Raw genomic sequence first — 20,172 nt, forward strand, 5'->3', positions numbered from 1 at the left:
TCAGCAGGCGACCGGCTCGGTTCCCGGTCGAAGTGGCTCGGTGGTGCGGATGGTGGACCGCAGCAGCCAGACCGCGCCCGCCACCACGGTGGCGCAGGCCGCCGCAGTGAGGAAGGCGAGCGGTGGTCCGCTGCGCTCTACCAGGTAGCCGCTCACCGACTGGCCGAACGCGAGTCCGAGCGTGATGGCTGTGACCACCCAACCGAACGCCTCTGCCGCCGTGCCGCGCGGCGCCACGAGTTCGATGGCCACCGAGTGCGCTGTGGACTGCGGGGTAATGAGCGCACCCGCGACGAGCAGGGCCAGCCCGAGCCCCCACAGCGACGACGGCACAGCCAGCAGCGCGACGCCCGCACCGAACACCGCGAGCAGCACGGGCAGTCTCAGGTGCAGGCTCCGCGGCCATGGCCGCATGCTGTAGGCCAGTCCGAAGCCGACCGAGCTGACCGACCACAGCGACAGCAGCAGGCCGCCCGTCACGACGCTGCCCGCCGCCGAGGCCGCGGCCGGTACGGCGACCTCGACGAACCCGATCACCATGCCGAAGCCGCCCGCGGCGAGTGCCAGCGTGCGCAGCCCGGGGCTGGCGAGTGCCCCGAGTAGTCGCGAGGGACGCTCGTCGGCGGGGCCCCACGCCCGCACGGCGGGGCTCAACGCGAACAGCACCGAGCCCACCACCATGCACGCGGCCCCGAACACCAGGCCGGTTCCCGCCCACGGTGCCGCGGTCAGCGCTCCGGCCAGCCCTGGGCCGAGGATGAAGAACACCTCCATGCTGATCGCCTCGTAGGACAGCGCGGCGTCGCGGGCGGGGCCGGGTGGCAGCAGCCGCGCCCAGAGCGCCCGGGAGGCCGAGCCGGTCATCGGCTCGCTGACGCCGATGCCTGCGGCCATGACCGCGAGTACGGGCGTCGCCGCGCGCGACTCGATCGCGACTACGAGAGCGGCAAGCAGCAGCGTGAACAGCGCGGCGACGGCGAGCAGCGGTCGGGTGGGCCCGCACCTGTCGATCAGCCTGCCCTGGACGACCGAGCCCACCGAGACCCCTGCCAACGTGCTGGCCGATACGAGGCCTGCCGTGGTGAACGAGCCGGTTTGCCGCTGCACGTAGAGCAGCGCCGAGATTCCGATCATCGCTATCGGCAGCCGAGCGAACAGCGAGGCGACTACGGGTTCGCGTGAGCCGGGCGCACTGAGCGCGGCGCGGTAGTCGGTCAGGCGGGCACCGCCGAAAGACTGGGACACGCGTACCAGTATGGCGAGTCTGGTACTGAAGTACCAATTATGAAATCAGAAAACTTGAACAAATCGACCCGGAAGAGGTGTGAACGCCAGCCGGTCTGGGTAACCAAGTCTCAGTTGGATAACGGTACGCGTTATCGGGCATCAAACCCGGCCCCCACGCGTCCTTGAGGGTGAACGGCCTTGAGTTGATGGGTAGGGGTCGTGCGATGGTTGTCATAACACAACGGGTCGAGCCGAGCACAGGCTCGAACCAATAGAGACTCCCTCCGGATTCGGGTCGGGGCCTACACCGGAGGGCGGGGAGCGCGGGCTGTCGGGGGATGGTCCGCGCAAAGGCAAGGGGCCGGTGCGCCACGTCGGGGGTGGCGCCCGGCCCCTTGTCTTGTCAGATCGCGGTTGTGTCGCTGGTCAGCGAGCCCTTCGGGCCAGTCGCTCCGGGTCCAGGATCAGCACGCTCTTGCCTTCCAGTCGCAGCCAGCCGCGGTGAGCGAAGTCGGCGAGCGCCTTGTTCACGGTCTCCCGTGACGCGCCGACATACTGAGCGATCTCCTCCTGGGTCAGGTCGTGCGTGACCCGCAGCAGGCCCGCCTCCTGACTGCCGAACCGCTGGGCGAGTTGCAGCAGCGCCCTGGCCACCCGGCCGGGCACGTCGGTGAAGATCAGCTCGGCCACCATGTTGTTCGTGCGGCGCAACCTACGGGCGACCACACGCAGTAGCTGCTCGGCGATCTCCGGGCGCGTGGAGATCCACTGCCGCAGTGCGGGCCGGTCCATCGTTACGGCGCTGACCTCGGTCACCGTCGTGGCGGTCGACGTGCGAGGGCCGGGGTCGAAGATCGACAACTCGCCGAACATGTCGGAAGGGCCCATGATCTGGAACAGGTTCTCGCGTCCGTCGGCGGACTTGCGCCCGATCTTCACCTTGCCCGACTTTATGATGTACAGCTTGTCGCCCGGCTCGCCCTCGTTGAAGATCACGTGGCCGCGGGGGAATTCCACTGTCTCCAAGGTCTGCGCGAGCGCCTCGGCCGCCGCCGGTTCCACACCCTGGAAAATGCCCGCGCGGGCCAGGGTCTCGTCCACCTCGTGCCTCCTTTGAGAAGCGACCCCGATCCTCGAGTGCAGAGGAGCGTGTCGCCGATCACTAAAATGCAGTGTAGGGCGTGCCCCCGAGTTCGCTTCCCGGCTCACCGCCGAAACGGTCGACCACGGCCCGCTCGGTCAGGTGGTCCCTGCGCTGAGCTTCCACGCATGTACGGCCTGTTAGAGCGGCCCCGGAAGGATCTCGTCCGACCGAACAGCCTAACCCCGAACCCGCCGTGACTTGAGTTTGGTGGCCCTACCCGAGACGCGGCGAAGTCGAAAGAGCTCCAGCGCACGGCCGATACCGTGGCCGTAGAGCGCGCGCACCTCGTCCGGCCTCGCCTGTTCCAGAAACTCCTCGACGTCTTCCCCGCGTACCGACACGTGCCGCAGGCGATTCTCGACGCGCTCCATGCCCAGTGCGAAGAGCATGACCACGACCGGCACCGCGATCACGAACCAGACGGTCATATCACTCCCGATCCCTTGCCCATGGCGGTTCGTCTCACCGTGCCGAGGTCGGTGGTGGCCCACTGAACGAAGCACGTGACACCATGGTTCGGCGGCGCACGTAGGCTAGCGGGGTGTCATCCGCCGCCGGTCAAGCACCCCGCAAGAGGCGCGCCTTCGCCGAAGAGAGCCAGTTGTCGTTGGTCAGACGCGCGCGGCGTATGAAGCGTTGCCTTGACGAGGCTTATCCAAACGCCCATTGCGAGCTGGATTTCGGTACACCACTGGATCTGCTCGTCGCCGTCATCCTGTCGGCGCAGTGCACGGACGAGCGGGTCAACGCCGTCACGCCGACGCTGTTCGCCCGTTACCCCGCTGCCGCCGACTACGCGGGCGCCGACAGGGCGGAACTGGAGGAACTGATCAGGCCGACCGGCTTCTACCGGAACAAGGCCAGCTCGCTGATGGGACTCGGTGCCGCCCTCGTCGAGCGGCACGACGGCGAGGTTCCCGGCACGCTCGAGGAGCTGGTGAAGCTTCCCGGCGTGGGCCGCAAGACCGCCAACGTGGTGCTCGGTGAGGCCTTTGGCGTGCCGGGAATCACTGTGGACACTCACTTCGGCAGGCTCGTGCGCCGCTGGAACTGGACGCGGGAGGAAGATCCCGTCAAGGTCGAGCACGAGGTGGGTCAGTTGATCCCGCGCAAGGAGTGGACGATGCTGTCGCACCGGGTGATCTTCCACGGCAGGCGCGTCTGCCACGCTCGCAAACCCGCGTGCGGCGCGTGTCCGCTCGCCCGTGACTGCCCTTCCTTCGGGGCGGGACCGACCGAGTTCGAGGCCGCGGCCAAACTGGTCAAGGGCCCCGAACGTGAGCATCTGCTGACCATGGTGAAGAGCTCTTGACGACCGCGACCAAGTGGGCACTCGCCGCGGGCGCGCTCGTGCTCGCAATGCTCGTGGCGTTACTGCCGCGCGTCGGTGGCTCGCAGGACGCCGACAACCAAGCTGCCAGGCAGGAACTGGCACCAGCCCGCGCTGCCGCGGCGCTTCGGGCGTGCCCCGGTCCTGGGCAGGGAAAGCTGGAACGGCTGGCCGGGGTCGAGGCCACCTGCCTCGGTGACGGGTCCAGGATCGATCTCGGCAGCGCCCTCGCGGGTGAGCCGACCCTGGTCAACGTGTGGGCTACCTGGTGTGAGCCGTGCCGCGAGGAACTGCCGCTGTTGCAGACGTACGCGGCAGGCCCCGACGCGGTGCGGGTGCTCACCGTGCAGGTGGAGAGTTCGGCCAGGGACGGGTTGGAGCTGCTGGCCGAACTAGACGTGCACCTACCCGCCGTGCACGACGGTGACGGGCCTACCGGGCCCGTCCGTGAGGCACTGAAGGTGCCGAGGGCCCTGCCTGCCTCCTACCTGGTGGATGCGGACGGGACGGTGCGGTTCATCGCGCAGCCACGGTTGTTCACCTCGGTCGAGCAGATCCGGCAGGCAGTGGAGCGTGCCAGGTGACGGGTCCGCTTGTGCATCCCGACGAGACACCCCACTGGCTGCGTGGCCTTGTCGAGGTCAGTGCGGAGCTTGACGCGGCCACCTTCACGCGGTTCGCGCCGCCGAGGGACCGGCCCACTCGGGACGCCTCGGTCCTGGTGCTGTTCGGCGACGACCACCACGGCCCGGACGTGTTGCTGCTGCGCAGGGCCGACACGCTGGACTCGCACGCGGGTCAGGTCGCTTTCCCCGGAGGTGGCGTCGAGGCCGCCGACGGTGGGCCGGTCGACACCGCACTGCGGGAGGCGGAGGAGGAGACCGGAGTGGACCCCGCCGGGGTACGCCCTGTCGCGGTGCTGCCCCAGTTGTACGTGCCGGTGTCCGGGTTCGCCGTCACGCCTGTCCTCGCGCACTGGCAGCGACCCTCACCCGTGCGAGCGGTCGACCCGAGAGAGACCGCCACCGTCGCGAGGGTTCCCGTCGCCGAACTCGCCGAGCCCTCCAACCGGTTCCAGGTCTACAAGCGAGGCAGCGGCTGGAAGGGACCAGCCTTCGAGGTCGACGGGCTGTTCGTTTGGGGCTTCACCGCCGGTCTGCTTTCCGTCCTGCTCAATCTCGGAGGTTGGGAGCGGGACTGGGACACCACGGACGTGCGAGATCTTGACGTAGCGTTGGCCGAACACGAGGCTCGCGTGCGGCGGGCGGTGTTCGGTCGCGGCGAGTAGGGAGAGACGTTGAACTGGGTCGACGTGCTGGTCATTCTGCTGGCCCTGCTCGCGGCGATCTCCGGGGCTCGGCAGGGCGTCGTGATCGCGCTGCCCGCGTTCCTCGGGGTGATCGCGGGCGCGATCCTGGGCATACAGGTGGCGCCGCTGGTGATCGACCTGTTCGAACACCCGGCCGCCAGGGTGGCCTTCGCGGTAGGCACGGTGGTGTTCCTCGTCGCGTTGGGCGAGACGTTCGGGGTGTGGCTGGGCAACAAGCTCAAGCGCAGGATCTCCTCACCCGGAATCTCGGGGCTCGACAGCACCCTCGGCGCCGTCGTGCAGGGCGTCGTGGTGTTCGTCGTGGCGTGGCTGATCGCCCTGCCGCTGACCAGTGTCGCCGCACTGCCAGGGCTGGCGAGGGCGATCAACAACTCGGTCGTGCTCGGCGGCGTGAACTCGATGATGCCCGACGCCGTGCAGGGTCTGCCCTCCGACCTGCGCAGGTTGCTCGACGAGTCCGGTTTTCCCTCCATCGTCGGGCCGTTCCAGAACGCGCCCGTCCGCGAGATCCAGCCCCCCGATCCCGCACTGCAGAACAGCCAGGTGGTGCGTGAGCTACGGGACAGTGTGCTCAAGATCCGGGGTGTCGCGCCTTCCTGCTCGCGCTCCCTCGAGGGCAGCGGGTTCGCGGTCTCGCCCGACCGCGTGGTGACCAACGCGCACGTCGTCGCGGGCACCGACGAGGTATCTGTCGAGACCGACGAAGGCAGTCGCAGTGCCACGGTGGTCTACTACGACCCCGGTACCGATGTCGCCGTACTGGCGGTTCCCGGCCTGGACGCGGAACCGTTGCGGCTGGCGGCGGAGGACGCGGGAGCAGGTGACGACGCCATCGCACTCGGCTACCCGCTGGACGGACCGTACACGGCGTCTCCAACGCGCATCCGAGAGCGGATCACCCTGCGCGGACCGGACATCTACGACGCCAACACGGTGCAGCGGGACGTCTTCACGGTGCGCGGCCAGGTGCGCAGCGGAAACTCCGGCGGCCCGCTCGTCGACCCGCAAGGAGAGGTGGTCGGGGTGGTGTTCGGCGCCTCGGTGGAGGACCCCGACACCGGCTTCGTGCTCACCGCGGACGAGGTTCGCGCGGAGGTCGAGCAGGCGCCTGGCTTCACCACCGAGGAACCGACGGGGCCGTGTACCGCGTGAAGCAGCGGGTTCACTTCCCGCGTAGGAACTCCACCAGCACCTTCGTCGTGGTCGCTGGATCCTCCAACTGCGGGTAGTGCCCGATGTCGGGCCGGAGCTCGAACCGCGAGTACGGGCCCAGCCACGGCGCCGAATCCCGTGCCGTCTCGACCAGCACGACCGGGTCGGCCGCGCCGTGCAGTTGCAGGACCGGCATCCGCAGCCGGGTGTCGACCGCGTCGGCGAATCGCCTGCCGTCGCCTCGAAACTGTGACCGGAATGCCCAGCGGTAGTACTCAAGCGCGCTGTGCGCTACACCGGGCACGAGCATCGCTCTGCGGAAGGTCGCCGCAGTATGCGGGAAGTCCGGGCCGGAGTGCCATGCCTTGCCCGACCAGTCGTGCAGCAGCCGCTCCACGGCAGCCGCGCTGTCGGCCACCAGCCAACGTTCCGGCGCGATCGGCAGCTGGAACCGCAGCAGGTGTGCCATCGCACGTGCCTGTCCCTGCTTGCGCAGGGCACCGCGGGCGACAGCCGAGCGAAGCGCAAGCGGGTGAGCGGAGCCGAACACGCTGACCGAGCTCACCACGCGCGGATGCAGCGTCGCCGCCGACCACGCGAGCATGCCGCCCCAGGCATGGCCAACCAGGTGTGCCTTTCGCTCCCCCAACGCGCGGACCAGTCCCGCCACGTCACCTGCCAGCGTCCACGCGTCGTAGCCACGCGGAGGTTTGTCGGAGTCACCGTAGCCGCGCAGGTCGGCGGCGACCGCGCGGAAACCGGCATCGGCCAGCGTGCGCAGTTGGTGGTGCCAGGTCCACCAGAACTCGGCGAAACCGTGTAGCAGCAACACCATCGGACCGGAGCCGGCCTCGGCCACGTGCAGCCGGATACCGTTGGCCGAGACGTCGCGGTGCGTCCATGGGCCGTCGAGCCGCACTGTCGACGGGTCGGGAGCCGGTACGAGTGGTGGTGCCAATTCAGGTCAGCGTCGCGCGGACGGATCGAGACCCGGTACGGCAGTCGCGCCGTTCCCGCCCTGCTCGGAAGGCTTGCGGACCCGCAGCGTCGCGGCTGTCTCCCTGAGACTGTCGATGGAGCGTTGCGGCGCCCTGATCCGCTTGACCTTGCGGTAGCCGAGCAGTCCGAAGAGGGCCGTGGTCACCAACATCAGCCCGAAGACGATGAGGAACGCCGCCCATCGCGGCAGCCACTCGGTCAGCAGTTCGCCGAGGAAGAAAAAGAAGAAGAACGAACTGTACAGGCCGACTACGCCCGCGACGACGAAGAAGATGCTGCCCTTGAGCGCCTTCTTGGCCTCGGCGGCCGTCTCCGCCTTGATCAGCTCGACCTCGGCTCTGACCAGAGTCGACATGTGCTGTGTGGCGTCCATGACCAGCGCGCCGATGGACTGCGCGTCCGCGCCTTCTCCGTCGTCTGCTGACAACGGGATGTAGGGCACGCCTGTGGCCCGGTCGCTGTCGTTGACGTGGTGTTTGGGGCTGCTCACGCGCCTCATCGTGCCATGTGATCAATCCGATGGCTCGCCGGGCGCGCCCCTGGCATGCACTTTGCTCCTGCGCAGCAGCAGCACGGCCGCCGACAGCGAGGCGACGGCCGACGCCAGCAACACGGCGGCCTTGGCGAGATCGACCAGTTCGCCGTCGAGGGCCAGCTCGGCGATCAGCAGGCTCACGGTGAAACCGACCGCGCCGAGCATGGAGAGTGCGCCGAGGTCGAGCCACCCCAGGGTCGAGGGCAGCCGGGCGAGCCGGGTGCGCACGGCGAGCGCGCTCGCGCCGAGAATGCCGACCACCTTGCCCAGCAGCAACCCGACCAGCACGGCGAGCGAAATAGGGTTGGAGAACACCGCGCCGAGCGAGTCTGCGCTGATGGCGATGCCCGCGGCGAACAGCGCGAACACCGGTACGGCCACGCCCGCCGACCAGGGCTGCAGCCGGTGTTCCAGCCGCAGCGCGGGAGCCTCGTGCTCGCCTGGATCAGGGCGGACGCGCGTCAGCAGGCCGAGCGCGACGCCCGCGATCGTGGCGTGAATGCCGGAGGAGTGCACCGCTACCCAGACGACCGCTGCCAGCGGCACGTAGATCCACCATGCCCGGACCCGTTTGTGTTGCAGGTAGGCGTACAGCGCCAGCCCCACCACCGCGATCCCGGCGGCGAGCAGGTTGAAGCTCGCCGTGAACAGCACCGCGATGACGATGATGGCTCCGAGGTCGTCGACGACGGCGAGCGACAGCAGGAAGACTCGGGCGGCTCCCGGCAGGTTGGACCCCGTGAGCGCGAGTACCCCGAGCGCGAACGCGATGTCCGTGGCCACCGGGATGGCCCACGCCTGCTCGATTCCCGGCTCGCCCCAGCCGACGGTGAGTGCGATGCCCGCGGGCACGAGCATCCCGCCGAGCGCGGCAACGATCGGTAGCGCTGCCGCCTTGATGTCGGACAGCTCGCCGACCACCAACTCGCGCTTGAGTTCCAGCCCGACGACGAAGAAGAACAGTGCCAGCAGCCCGTCCTTGGCCCAGTCCCCGACGGAAAGGTGCAGGTGCAGCGCCTCGGGCCCGATCTCGAAGTCCCGCACCGCGCGATAGACGTCGCCGAGCGCGGAGTTGGCCCACAGCAGCGCGATGGCCGTCGCGACGAGCAGGATGATCCCGCCGGTGGTCTCGGTGCGCAGGAAGCGGGCGAACTCCGAGACGGCTTGGTTCGGGCGGCGGGGGGTACTCACGGGCGGCTCCAGGGGTCGGCTCGACGGACGCCGACCAGACTTCCCGGCACACCTGGCAGGACCCTATCAACGGGACTCGGGTGGGTCCGTGTTGTTCGTGATCGCCGCCACTGCTCGTGAGGGCTCCGTCAGCCCACGGCTATGCCGGAAACCAGGCCGACGAAGTAGGTCACGACCATGGTCAGTGTTCCGACGCCCACGTTGCGTGCGATCGCCTTGCCGATGGGTGCATTGCCGAGCCGGGCGCTGATCCATCCGGTGAGCGCGAGCGCCACCACGACCGCTGCGCCGCAGGCCAACACCCGAGCCGAGACCGGCGGCAAGGTGATGCCAAGCAGCGGCAGCATCGCCCCGACGGTGAACGCCGCGAACGAAACCCACGCCGCCTGCCACGGCGAGGTCAACTCGTTCGGATCGATCTGCAGCTCCGCCTCGGCGTGTGCCCGCAGCGGGTCCTTCTCGGTGAGTTCACGCGCCACCTGTGCCGCGAGTTTGGGAGAGAGTCCCTTGCTCTCGTAAATCTCGGCGAGCTCGCGCTCCTCCTCCTCCGGCATCGTGTGCAGCTCGTACTTCTCCAGCCGGAGCATGGCGCGCTCGGTGTCGCGCTGAGCCGACACGGACACGAACTCGCCGCCCGCCATCGACAGGGCTCCCGCCGCCAGGCCCGCGATACCGGCGAGCAGGATCGCGGTGAGATCGGTGGTGGCGCCCGCGACCCCGACGACGAGTCCGGCGACGGAGACGATGCCGTCGTTGGCGCCGAGCACACCGGCGCGCAACCAGTTCAGCTTGCCGCCGAGCCGGTCGTGATGTGGCTCGCCCAGGTGCCTGCCGCCCGGGCCGGGTAGCTCGCTCACCGCACCTTCCTGCCGTGTTGGATGCCGTGTCCCGCTGTTTCGGGAAGGATGCTGATGTCGGTGATCAATGCGACGGTCCGTGTCAACGTCCGCACGACTGCCATTCCCGGATCGTACGTCAGGAGGAGGCGAGATGGCTCAGCGACAGCACAGCTACGCGCTGACCGTGCGGTGGACGGGTAACCGCGGTAGCGGCACGTCGGGGTACGCGGCGTTCGGCAGGGAACACGAGGTGCTGGCGACCGGCAAACCCACGCTCGTGGGCACGGCCGACCCCGCCTTCCGAGGTGACCCAGCACGCTGGAGTCCCGAGGACTTGCTCGTCGCCGCGCTGTCGCAGTGCCACATGCTGTGGTACCTGGCGCTGTGCGCTCACGCGAAGGTGATTGTGACCGACTACGTGGACGACGCGACGGGAACCATGGCCGAACACTCTGGCGGTGCTGGTGAGTTCACCGAGGTGGTGCTTCGCCCGAGGGTGACGGTGGCGCGGTCCGACATGGTGAGCAAGGCCGGTGACCTGCACACGCCTGCCCATGAGAAGTGCTTCATCGCGCGTTCGGTGAACTTCACCGTCAAGCACGAGCCGACGATTCTCGTCGCGAGCTGAGTCCGGTAGCCGGATCGGCCGTGAGTGCCCCGAGCAGGGGCACTCACGGCCACCGCTTCAGCTCTCCAGTTCGGCCAGAGCCTGCTTCGCCTGCTCCAGTTGGGCTTCGAGCTCGGCCACCTTCGCCTGCTGCTGCTCCCGCGCGGCGTTGATCACCTCGTCGATCGGGGTGGAAAGGTCCTCGTGCAACTCCTTGGCGGCACGCGACACCGCGGAGGCGGGAATGTCGAGACCACGAGCCACCCATTTGCTGCCGTGCTTGAGTTCGGCCTGCCACTCACCGTCGGCGGTCCCCGTCACCGTCAGCGTCAGCTCGACAGTGCGCGTCTTGCGGGCGCTGCCCTTGGCTCGGCCACGCTGGGCCTTGCCCTTTTCCTGCCGGTCCTCGGCCGTGTTCGGGTCTTGTGCCGAGGCGGCGGCGTCCCCGCCGCCCGCAGCGGGAGAGGTCTGGTCCTGTTCCTGTGCGGTCTCCTGGGGGGCTTGCTGTGTGGCGGTGTCAACGGTCATCGCTGTCGCCTCCTTGCCGGCGGGTGGTCTCCTCCAGCGGTCAAGGATAGAACATGCGTTCGATATGCCGGCAGTGGGTGACGCGGAGTTCTTTGGGTCGGGTGGTGACGCGTGACGCGGTCGCTGGTTGCTTCGGTGTCCGTATTGATATCTCGGCGGAATACACCGAGACATATTCGCGCCGGCGAAGTGTTACACGGGTATACCCAAAAGGGTGAAAAAAAGCGTTGGCCGTAGCGTCGGGGCGTAACCATTCCCGCAGCTTGCGCACATTTTCACCTGGTCAGGCGACTTCAATGTTCATTGCCCGAGGTGGACCAGACCTGCTAGGAACATCGACGCGCTCTTCCTGGTGTTCGGCCATGTCGGTTCCGGCGGGCGGCCGGTTCGCCCTGTCCGTCGCCGGGGTGGAAAGCGGTGGACTACACCGGTGTGGAAGTGCGCCCGCGCCATGCCTATCACTTGCTACGTGCGGTTTCGCTGGAAAAGGGAGGCTGCTGTGAAGGCGGGAAACCTCTTTTGTTTTAATAGGCACCCTCGCTAAGTTGATCTATGCCCCAGGGACTGTGATTAATGGAAAGAACAGAGATCCCGAGAGACTCCGCGGCCCGGACCATCCGCCGCGGTGGGTCCGTCGCTCCCGGTCGGTCCGTCGCTCCCGGTCGGTTGCTCGCCGTCGTCGGGGCGGCTGTGCTGGCGCTGCTCGTCGCGGGCTGCGGCGGTGACAGTGACGCGGGCCAGGCGAATGCGGCAGGCAAGCCCGACCAGGCCGCGCTGCCAGAGGCCACGACCTACGGCGATATTCCGGAGGCGCCGAAGGACCCCGAACCAGGCGCGGCGACGGATGGCGAGGTACTGCACCCCAAGCGCGAGCTCGTGGTGCACGACGGCGTCGACGGAAACCCGATCGCCAGGCTTCCTGTGAAGCAGGTCTCCTCGCCGACATGGGTTCCCGTCATCAAGCGTGAGGGCGATTGGGCACAGATCCTGCTTCCCTCGCGCCCCAACGGTGCCTCGGGTTGGATCAACACGGCGGGCGACGCCGTGGAGTCGGCCAACAACGACTACGTGGTCAATGTGGACCGGCAGAACTTCAGCCTGGAAATCCTCAAGGGAGACCAGCAACTCGGCGAGTGGACCATCGGCATCGGCGAACCCAAGTACCCGACGCCTGCGGGGCGGGCGTTCATCATCGCCTCGATCGAGGAGACCGTGAACGACTACAGTCCGATCGTTCTCCCGCTCAGTGCCCATTCGGAGTCGCACACGACCTTCGGTGGGGGGCCCGGCACCGTCGGGATTCACACCTGGCCGGACAACAGCTTCGTTGGCAAGGCCAACAGTGACGGGTGCATCAGGGTGACCAAGGAAGCCCTAGATGAGCTCGTCAAGTTGCCGCTCGGGACGATGGTCAACATCGTCTGATGCGAACGGCGACGGGCAGCAACCATCCGAGAACCACCCGAAATTCCCTGTTCCCTCGATTGAAAGGTACTTTCTTGTCCACGAAGAGAACTGCCGCTTTCGGCGCCGGTGTCCTCTCCGCGCTGCTCGTCGGTGGCATCGCCTTCGCCCCGGTCGCGTCGGCGCAGGAGGTAGAGGACGAGGCCACCGCATTGCAGGCTGAGGGGCTCGTCGACATCACCCCGGTGCCGCACGTCGTCGGCTCCGGTAAGGATTCGCTGATCGCCGCGGACCTGCCGCCCGACACCGGCAGCCTGCTGCACGCGGGCGTGTTCAACGCGTTCGCCGAAGACGGCCACGCCAACGCCAGCACCGCCGACGTCCGGCTGACGCTGCCCGGCGCACCGGAGATCGAGGCGTCGCTGATCGTCGCCGACTGTGAGAACCTCCAGGGCTCTACCTCGATCGCGAACCTGCGGGTCGGCGACCAGGAGATCAAGCTCGACCAGATCCAGCCCAACCAGGAGCTCATTCCCGACCCCCTTGTCGGCGTCGCCCGGATCACCCTGAACAAGCAGGACCAGAACGATGACGGTTCGCTGAGCGTCACGGCGCTGGCTGTCGACCTGCTCAACGGCACGCAGACGCTGGACCTGTCGAAGGCCACCTGCACCGAGGGCGACTCCACGGAGCCGACCGACCCCGCCGAGCCGACCGACCCGACCGACCCGGCGGACCCGACCGTCGAGCCCACCGACCCCGGTGAGGACGACGGCGGTGACAACGACAACGCCGGTGACCGTGCCGACGAGAACGGCAACGCGCCCACCCCGGTTCCGCAGCCGGGCCACCTGGATGTGACCGGCTGATCAGCTGATCGGCACGGCCACAAGAAGGGCGGCCTCCACCACGAGCAGGGTGGAGGCCGCCCTTTCGTCGCGCCCTGGTTATTCCTCGCCCTTGCCCGACTTCAGGCCACTTGAGATCAGGTCCATCACCGAGCTGTCCGCCAGTGTGGTGACGTCGCCGATCTCCCTGTTCTCGGCGACGTCGCGCAACAGCCGACGCATGATCTTGCCGGAGCGGGTTTTCGGCAACTCCGGCACAACCATGATCTGGCGTGGCTTGGCGATCGGTCCAATTTCCTTCGCGACATGGTCGCGCAGCGCCTGGATCGCTTCGGCGCCGCCCGCTTCGTCCTCGGCGACCCCGCCGCGCAGGATGACGAACGCGACGATGCCCTGGCCCGTGGTGGGGTCGGTCGCGCCCACCACGGCCGCCTCCGCGACGGTCGGGTGCGAGACCAGCGCGGACTCCACCTCGGTGGTGGAGATCCGGTGCCCCGAGACGTTCATGACGTCGTCCACACGGCCAAGCAACCAGATGTCGCCGTCGGCGTCGTACTTGGCGCCGTCACCGGCGAAGTAGAAGCCCTGCTCGGCGAAGCGGGACCAGTAGGTTTCCTTGTACCGCTCGTCGTCACCCCAGATTCCGCGCAGCATGCCCGGCCATGGCTTGTCGAGGACGAGGTAACCGCCGCCGCCCTTGCCGACTTCGGTGCCGGTGTCGTCGACGACCTTGGCCGAGATCCCCGGCAGCGGTCGCTGCGCTGAACCCGGTTTGGCGTGTGTGACACCGGGCAGCGGAGAGATCATGATCCCACCGGTCTCGGTCTGCCACCACGTGTCCACCACCGGGCAACGGTTTCCGCCGATGTGTTCGCGATACCACATCCATGCCTCGGGGTTGATCGGCTCCCCCACGGACCCGAGCACGCGAAGCGAGGACAGGTCGTACTTCGCCGGAATGTCGTTGCCCCACTTCATGAACGTACGGATCAGGGTCGGGGCGGTGTAGTAGATGGAGACCTTGTACTTCTGGATGATCTCCCAGTGCCTGCCCTCGTGCGGGGTGTTCGGGGTGCCCTCGTAAACCACCTGCGTCACCCGGTTCGCCAGCGGGCCGTAGACGATGTAGGAGTGTCCGGTGACCCAGCCGATGTCGGCCGTGCACCAGTACACGTCCTCGCCAGGCTTGTGGTCGAAAACGGCGTGGTGGGTGTAGGCGACATGGGTCAGGTAGCCGCCCGAAGTGTGCAGGATGCCCTTCGGCTTACCCGTCGTGCCTGAGGTGTACAAGATGTACAGCGGGTGTTCGGAGTCGAAGGCCTGCGGGGTGTGCTCCGCCGGTTGCGGGTCGACCAGCTCGTGCCACCACAGGTCGCGTCCTTGCGTCCACGGTACGTCGTCGCCGGTACGCCGCACGACGACGACCTTCTCGACGCTCTCCGCACCCGCGAGCGCTTCGTCCACGTTGGCCTTCATCGGGGCGGCCTTGCCCCTGCGGTACTGGCCGTCCGAGGTGATCACGACCTTTGCCTGCGCGTCGTCCACGCGGGAGCGCAGCGCCGTCGGGGAGAAGCCACCGAACACGACGCTGTGCATGGCGCCGATCCGGGCGCACGCGAGCATCGCGACGATCGCCTCGGGAATCATCTGCAACTGGATGGCCACCCGGTCGTTCGCCGTGACGCCGAGCGAGGTCAGCGCGTTCGCCGCCTTGCAGACTTCGTCCTTGAGCTGCGCGTAGGTGATGTCGCGGGTGTCGCCGGGTTCGCCGACCCAGTGAATGGCCACCTGATCGCCATGACCTGCCTCCACGTGGCGGTCGACGCAGTTGTAGGCGACGTTGAGTTTGCCGCCCGTGAACCACTTCGCGAAAGGGGCTTGTGACCAGTCGAGCACCTGCGACCACCGGGTGTCCCAGTGCAGGCGTTCGGCCTGCCTTGCCCAGAAGGCCTCCCTGTCCTGGTCGGCCTCGGCGTACCACTCCGGTGTCGCGTTGGCTCGCGCGGCGAACTCCTCGCTCGGAGGAAAGGTGCGGCTCTCGGTCAACAGGTTGTCGAGTGCCGGTGACTGCTCTGTCATGCTGCAAGCCTCCTGATGTGCGAAATCGTGGCTACGCCCGCGGCGACGGTAGCGACGTTAGTACGGCAAGTAAAAGGTTGCAGCCGGGTTGCGGTGGCCGACAAGGCGCTGACGACAAGCGGCCGACAAGCGGTCGACGGGCGCTGCCTATGCTCGCCGGTATGGCAGGGCAACGCCGGTGAGGAAGGGGCATCGTGGATGAGGTGTGAGGCAGCAAACCAGCGGCGGACGGCCACGTCGCCCGCTGTCAGGTACACGGAACGGCCGCCGGGCACATGACCGACCCGCTCGCGCCGCTACTCGAACTGCCCGGAGTCGCCGACGCCGCCAAGAACGCACAGGACTCGGTGTTCGCCGTACACCGGCACCCGGCGAACCTGCGCGGCGGTTCCGCCGCGGCCGCGGAGGCGTCCGTGCGCGCGGCCAGAGCATCGGCGGCTATCGAGGGAGCCGAGCCGGAGCTTCCCGACGAGGGTTCGGTCACGGACCCGGTCCTGGCAGGGGCCTTGCGGGTTGCCGAGGAACTGGAGTCGTTGTTGCCGACGTGGCGGCGGGCACCGTCGCAGGCGTTGGCCAGGCTGCACGTCCTGGCGGCGGCGGACCTTGTCGCCGATCAGGACTCGCTGGGCAGGCCGCGCGCCACCGACACCGACGAGGCCGGGCGGCGACTGCAGTTGCTCGCCCAGTTGGTCACCGGTGCCACGTCGGTGCCGGGCGCGGTGTTGTCGGCCGTGGTGCACGGTGAGTTGCTGGCACTGCGCCCGTTCGGCACGGCCGACGGCGTAGTCGCTCGTGCCGCCTCACGGCTCACCATGATCGCCAGCGGGTTCGACCCCAAGGCGCTGACCGTGCCGGAGGTCGCCTACCTGCGGCGGTCTCGGATCTACCGCGCCACCGCTGAGGGCTTCGCGAATGGCGAGGATGAAGGTGTGCGGGCGTGGCTGTTGTTCTGTTGCGAGGCTTTCGAGGCCGGTGCGAGGGAGGCACGCGGCATCGCCGACGCGGCGGCCTCGTGATGGGCTGTCGCGCCCGTGCTCAGGACGCGTGCGCCGCAAGCGACTCCAGCGCGTTTCGCACATGGCCCCCGGTGGCCGCCAGTGCCTTCACCGCGTCGGCGACGTCAACGCCGGACAGTAGATGCACCAGCGCGACCTTGAGGTCTCCGTCGGCCTCGCTCAACGCCTGGTCGCAGACCTGACTGCTCAGTCCGGTTGCCTCATGCAGGATGCGTAGCGTACGGCCACGCAGTTTCGCGTTGGTGGCACGCATGCTGACCATCAGGTTCGAATAGGTGCGCCCGAGCTTGACCATCGTAGCCGTCGAGAAGGAGGTGAGCACCATCTTCTGTGCCGTACCCGCCTTCATTCTCGTCGAGCCCGCGATCACCTCCGCGCCGGTGTCGACAGGGATCAACACGTCAACGGTGGAAGGAGCGGGCGCCCGCGGATTGCCGGACACCAGTCCGGTGCGGGCGCCCCGTTGCTTGGCGCCGTGCAGCGCACCGAGCACGTAGGGCGTGCGACCCGAGGCGGTGATGCCCAGCACGAAGTCGCCCGAGGAAACCGTGGAACTCAGCTCGGCGGCGCCCGCGCTCGCGTCGTCCTCCGCGTTCTCGACAGCATGCCGTAGTGCTCGCTCACCGCCTGCGTGATGGGCGATGAACCAGTCGGGCGGCACGTTGAACGTCGGGACCAGTTCAGCCGCGTCGAGCACTGCCAACCTGCCGGACGTGCCTGCCCCCACGTAGTGCACACGGTGACCGGATCGCAGCGCTTCCGTGGCGTAGTCGACGGCTCTTGCCAGTTCGGGCAACACCGCCTGCACGGCGCCGGGGACCTCGCGGTCCTCGGCGTTGATCGCGGCCAGAACGCCGATCGTGGGCAACTGGTCGATGTCGGTCGTGCGCTGGTTGCGCTGCTCCGTCGGCGAGTCGACGTGCACCACGTGGCGCGATACGGTCATCTTTCGCCTCACTGTCGTCGGTTTCCGAACGTGCCCGCCGCCGGGGGGCTGCTACTTGCCGGCGTCTCTGGTGCGCCTCCTGCCGTCGGGACGAACGCCGAGCCTGTGAGTACCCACTGCTTCGCGGGTCGCGTCGAGTGCACTGACCGCTTCGTCCAGATGCCGCTGTGCCACGCCGATGAAGAGGCAGTCGATCACGGTGAGTTGGGCGATCCGGCTCGCGGTCGCGCCTGAGCGGAAGGTCGTTTCGCGTGCGGCAGTGGTGAGCACGTAGTCGGCGACTTCCGTGATCGGTGAACGGGGGAAGTTGGTCAGCGCCACCGTCGTCGCCCCGTGCTCCCTGGCGACCCGCAACGCTTCGATGGTGTCGATGGTGGCGCCGGTGTGCGAGATGCCCACCGCGATGTCGCCTTCCTTCAGTACGGCCGCCGAGGTGAGCATGATGTGGGTGTCAGACCACGAGAAGCTCACCCTGCCGATGCGGTGCAGCTTCTGTTGCAGGTCGGCGGCTACGAAGGCGCTGGCGCCGACGCCGTAGACGTCGACACGACCCGCGTTCGCGACAAGGTCGATGATTCTCGTCAGCGTGGCGATGTCGAGCTGCTCGGCTGTCTCCTCGACGGCCCTGGCGTCGGCGAAGCTCACTTTGCTCACCACGGATGAGAGGTCGTCTGCCGCGGTGATCTCGCCTCCAAGGTCACGAGACGTGCGCGCCTGCGATCGAGCGGTGTCGGCGGCGAGCGCGATCCGCAACTGCGGGTAGCCGCCCACGCCGACCGCCTTGCAGAACCGCGTGACCGTCGTCTCGCTCGTGTTCGCGGCCAGCGCCACCTCGGTAATGCTTCGCCGGGCGACCGAGGAGGGGTCTTCCAACACGACGTTGGCTACCCGCTGTTCGGCCCTGGCGAGTCCGGGCAGCAGCGACCGGATGCGCACGAGTGGGCTCGCGTCGGCTTCCCGTGAGGCCGAATCGTCGGCGTCGCGCGATCCAGTACTCTGCGCGGCCATCGGGGAGGCTGTGGCAGCCTCCTCGTTGGTGGCAGCATCCACGGCGGTGACGTCGCCGGGATCAGCAACGCCCGTGGGAAACTTACTAACCATAGACATCTCCGACAAGGTTACCCGCACCTTCCCGCGTAATCACAACCGCAAGTGTCCTTCCCACATCGCGGCCGTGGCTTTCGTAGTTGCTGAGAAAGTCGCCAACCGTGTCCCGGTTGTTAACCTGAATCGCCTAACAACTTGGCAACTAATTCAGCCGCTGCTCAGGGCAAACCCGTCGGTAATGATCGTTTCCGGGTAGCGCTCCGCATCGAGAAGTACGCGCTCGGTGTCCACGATCCGGATTCCGTCGATGTACACACCCCGGCCCGTGTCGCTGCTGTCGGTGGTGAATCGCCAACGAAGAGTGACTTTCTGGCCCCCAGGAACCATTACGCGAGCCGACCACCACGAACGGTGACCAGTACCGGACAGCGAGTTGACCGTTTTGTCGGGTGATCCGCGCCCGCGCACTTGGAGTTCGAGAGTGTGCCAGGTCCGGCCTTCATCGGTGCTCGCCTCCACAACGAGTGGGTCCGTTGGCTCGGAATCCACGAACGTCTCGAATCGCGCGTGGGCGTAACGGTCGCTCACCGTCAGCGCCGGTGTCGTGAGCGTTGCCGTCTCCCCGTCGCCGATGGCGCTGAACCAGGCGCGTGGCCCTCGCGCGGGCCTCACGGCGAGTGCTCGGGCAAGCCCCGTCGCCCACGCCTGCCGGGCGGGGTTGATCGAACCCCAGGAACGCTTGGGATGGACCCGGTTGGTGAGCAGTATCGCGATGGAGCGAGACAGTGGATCGATGACGAGAGAAGTGCCGGTGTAGCCGGTGTGCCCGGCCGTACGGGGTGAAGTCAGCCCACCCATGTACCAGATCTGGTCGAGTTCGAAACCCAGGCCGTGCGCGTTCTCGGGGAACCGGTCGTTGTGGTTCGTCAGCATCAAGCGCACTGATTGCTCGTCCAGTATCCGCTTGCCCGCGTAAGCTCCGCCGTTGAGCAGGGCCTGCCCGAGTACAGCCAGATCGGACGCGGTCGAGAAGATTCCGGCGTGCCCGGCGACCCCGCCCAGCGACCAGGCGTTCTCGTCGTGTACCTCGCCACGGAGCATGCCTCGCGCCGGTTCCGTCTGGAATTCGGTGGCGGCGATTCGACGGACCTTGTTCGCGGGTGGGTTGAACCCGGTGTCGGTCATACCGAGTGGCCCGGTGATTCGCTCAGCGATCACCGCGTCCAGCGACGAGCCGGTCAACCGTTCGACGAGCACCCCGAGGGTGATCAGGTTCAGGTCGGAGTAGGTGTAGCCGGAACCGGGAGGCGACTGCGGGCGTACCCGCATGACCGCGCGAATCCGTGATGGTTTGTCTGGCCAGTCACGCCACAGCGGCAGGAAGGGTTCGAGTCCGGAGGTGTGGGTGAGCAGTTGCCGCACGGTGATGGTTGCTTTGCCGTTCACGCCGAACTCCGGCAGGTACCGCGCCACCGGCGCATCCAGTTCCACCTGGTCGCGTTCCACCAGTTGCAGCACCGCGATGGAGGTGAACAGTTTGGTCACCGACGCGAGATCGAAGATGGTGTCGGGCCGCACCGGCACCTGCTGCTCGCTCGGCAACTCGGTGCCACTGCCGTCGGCGTACCGAACCGCGCTTCCCGTCGAATGGGTTGTGACGATCTTTCCGTCGTGAACCAGCATTCCCACCGCTCCCGCGAACAGCGGATGCCCTTCCACGGCGTTCCGCCGCGTCCAGCCGGTGAGGCGCTGGGCGGCGGCGGTGATCGGTGCAGGGTCGAGTCCGGCCTCTTCAGGCGCGGTCTCACGCAGCATGGTCGAGGCAGGTGCGAACCCTTCCCTGGGGATGTCGAACCGCCCGCTCGCAGGGTTCGTCGAGGCCATCGCCGTCGCTCCCAACAGGGCCATGAGCGCGATCACTACCGTGATTCTCCCCCTCCGCGCCGCCAT

General features: G+C 67.7%; 20 protein-coding genes. 8 read left to right on the top strand and 12 right to left on the bottom strand.

Features of this window, described 5'->3' with window-relative positions; genetic code table 11:
• The 3 genes from FHU38_RS01845 to FHU38_RS01855 form a co-directional block, all read right to left on the bottom strand.
• A complete protein-coding gene (locus tag FHU38_RS01845; RefSeq protein ID WP_167165887.1) occupies nucleotides 1–1,245 on the bottom strand; it encodes an MFS transporter in 1,245 nt (414 codons plus the stop codon).
• A gap of 408 nt (nucleotides 1,246–1,653) precedes the next feature.
• The gene (locus tag FHU38_RS01850; RefSeq protein WP_005441764.1) at nucleotides 1,654–2,328 is read right to left on the bottom strand and encodes a Crp/Fnr family transcriptional regulator; all 675 of its coding nucleotides are present in this window, start codon (nucleotides 2,326–2,328) and stop codon (nucleotides 1,654–1,656) included.
• Between the two features lie 219 nt (nucleotides 2,329–2,547).
• Nucleotides 2,548–2,799 carry a hypothetical protein gene (locus FHU38_RS01855; RefSeq protein ID WP_009156587.1) on the bottom strand — a complete coding sequence of 84 codons (252 nt, stop codon included), beginning with the start codon at nucleotides 2,797–2,799 and terminating at the stop codon, nucleotides 2,548–2,550.
• A 113-nt stretch (nucleotides 2,800–2,912) separates the two neighbouring features.
• On the opposite strand from FHU38_RS01855, the gene nth reads away from it, so the two are divergent.
• The 4 genes from nth to FHU38_RS01875 are packed head-to-tail and all read left to right on the top strand — an operon-like array spanning nucleotide 2,913 to nucleotide 6,183.
• Entirely contained in the window at nucleotides 2,913–3,683 is a 771-nt protein-coding gene (nth, locus tag FHU38_RS01860) for an endonuclease III (protein ID WP_313886637.1), read from the top strand.
• Complete coding sequence (locus tag FHU38_RS01865; protein WP_167165889.1) at nucleotides 3,680–4,285, top strand: TlpA family protein disulfide reductase; 606 nt, start codon at nucleotides 3,680–3,682, stop codon at nucleotides 4,283–4,285. The genes nth and FHU38_RS01865 overlap by 4 nt, the downstream gene beginning before the upstream one ends.
• Complete coding sequence (locus FHU38_RS01870; protein WP_167165891.1) at nucleotides 4,282–4,989, top strand: NUDIX hydrolase; 708 nt, start codon at nucleotides 4,282–4,284, stop codon at nucleotides 4,987–4,989. Before FHU38_RS01865 ends, FHU38_RS01870 begins: the two co-directional genes overlap by 4 nt.
• Nucleotides 4,990–4,998: 9 nt before the next feature.
• A complete protein-coding gene (locus FHU38_RS01875; protein WP_167165893.1) occupies nucleotides 4,999–6,183 on the top strand; it encodes a MarP family serine protease in 1,185 nt (394 codons plus the stop codon).
• Between the two features lie 10 nt (nucleotides 6,184–6,193).
• Here FHU38_RS01875 and FHU38_RS01880 read toward each other — a convergent pair whose 3' ends face one another.
• From FHU38_RS01880 to FHU38_RS01895, 4 genes are all read right to left on the bottom strand, one after another.
• Complete coding sequence (locus FHU38_RS01880) at nucleotides 6,194–7,141, bottom strand: alpha/beta fold hydrolase (protein WP_167165895.1); 948 nt, start codon at nucleotides 7,139–7,141, stop codon at nucleotides 6,194–6,196.
• Between the two features lie 6 nt (nucleotides 7,142–7,147).
• Nucleotides 7,148–7,681 carry a phage holin family protein gene (locus tag FHU38_RS01885; protein ID WP_167165897.1) on the bottom strand — a complete coding sequence of 178 codons (534 nt, stop codon included), beginning with the start codon at nucleotides 7,679–7,681 and terminating at the stop codon, nucleotides 7,148–7,150.
• A 12-nt stretch (nucleotides 7,682–7,693) separates the two neighbouring features.
• A complete protein-coding gene (gene nhaA, locus FHU38_RS01890; RefSeq protein WP_167165899.1) occupies nucleotides 7,694–8,908 on the bottom strand; it encodes a Na+/H+ antiporter NhaA in 1,215 nt (404 codons plus the stop codon).
• 128 nt (nucleotides 8,909–9,036) lie between these two features.
• Nucleotides 9,037–9,765 carry a VIT1/CCC1 transporter family protein gene (locus FHU38_RS01895; RefSeq protein WP_167165901.1) on the bottom strand — a complete coding sequence of 243 codons (729 nt, stop codon included), beginning with the start codon at nucleotides 9,763–9,765 and terminating at the stop codon, nucleotides 9,037–9,039.
• Between the two features lie 133 nt (nucleotides 9,766–9,898).
• Here FHU38_RS01895 and FHU38_RS01900 point away from each other — a divergent pair, with 133 nt between their 5' ends.
• Nucleotides 9,899–10,375, top strand: a complete 477-nt coding sequence (locus FHU38_RS01900; protein ID WP_167165903.1) for an OsmC family protein — start codon at nucleotides 9,899–9,901, stop codon at nucleotides 10,373–10,375.
• Nucleotides 10,376–10,432: 57 nt separating this feature from the next.
• Here FHU38_RS01900 and FHU38_RS01905 read toward each other — a convergent pair whose 3' ends face one another.
• Entirely contained in the window at nucleotides 10,433–10,882 is a 450-nt protein-coding gene (locus FHU38_RS01905; RefSeq protein ID WP_167165905.1) for a DUF6319 family protein, read from the bottom strand.
• Nucleotides 10,883–11,548: 666 nt separating this feature from the next.
• Between FHU38_RS01905 and FHU38_RS01910 the strand changes: the two genes are divergently transcribed.
• Both FHU38_RS01910 and FHU38_RS01915 read left to right on the top strand, forming a co-directional pair.
• Nucleotides 11,549–12,307, top strand: a complete 759-nt coding sequence (locus FHU38_RS01910) for a L,D-transpeptidase family protein (RefSeq protein ID WP_167175342.1) — start codon at nucleotides 11,549–11,551, stop codon at nucleotides 12,305–12,307.
• 74 nt (nucleotides 12,308–12,381) lie between these two features.
• Entirely contained in the window at nucleotides 12,382–13,155 is a 774-nt protein-coding gene (locus FHU38_RS01915) for a choice-of-anchor P family protein (RefSeq protein ID WP_167165907.1), read from the top strand.
• 78 nt (nucleotides 13,156–13,233) lie between these two features.
• Here the strand turns inward: FHU38_RS01915 and acs are convergent, their stop codons facing one another.
• Nucleotides 13,234–15,213 (bottom strand): acetate--CoA ligase, encoded by a 1,980-nt coding sequence (gene acs, locus FHU38_RS01920; protein WP_167165909.1) that lies wholly within the window; start codon nucleotides 15,211–15,213, stop codon nucleotides 13,234–13,236.
• Between the two features lie 275 nt (nucleotides 15,214–15,488).
• Between acs and FHU38_RS01925 the strand changes: the two genes are divergently transcribed.
• Nucleotides 15,489–16,229 carry an oxidoreductase gene (locus FHU38_RS01925; protein ID WP_167165911.1) on the top strand — a complete coding sequence of 247 codons (741 nt, stop codon included), beginning with the start codon at nucleotides 15,489–15,491 and terminating at the stop codon, nucleotides 16,227–16,229.
• A 19-nt stretch (nucleotides 16,230–16,248) separates the two neighbouring features.
• On the opposite strand, the gene murQ is transcribed toward FHU38_RS01925, so the two are convergent.
• The 3 genes from murQ to FHU38_RS01940 form a co-directional block, all read right to left on the bottom strand.
• Nucleotides 16,249–17,175: an N-acetylmuramic acid 6-phosphate etherase gene (murQ, locus tag FHU38_RS01930; RefSeq protein WP_167165913.1), complete on the bottom strand. Its 927-nt coding sequence runs from the start codon at nucleotides 17,173–17,175 to the stop codon at nucleotides 16,249–16,251.
• 51 nt (nucleotides 17,176–17,226) lie between these two features.
• Nucleotides 17,227–18,282 carry a MurR/RpiR family transcriptional regulator gene (locus FHU38_RS01935; RefSeq protein WP_390623220.1) on the bottom strand — a complete coding sequence of 352 codons (1,056 nt, stop codon included), beginning with the start codon at nucleotides 18,280–18,282 and terminating at the stop codon, nucleotides 17,227–17,229.
• A 147-nt stretch (nucleotides 18,283–18,429) separates the two neighbouring features.
• Complete coding sequence (locus tag FHU38_RS01940; protein WP_167165915.1) at nucleotides 18,430–20,172, bottom strand: serine hydrolase domain-containing protein; 1,743 nt, start codon at nucleotides 20,170–20,172, stop codon at nucleotides 18,430–18,432.

The sequence above is a fragment of the Saccharomonospora amisosensis genome (genome assembly GCF_011761185.1).
GTDB lineage: Bacteria > Actinomycetota > Actinomycetes > Mycobacteriales > Pseudonocardiaceae > Saccharomonospora_A > Saccharomonospora_A amisosensis.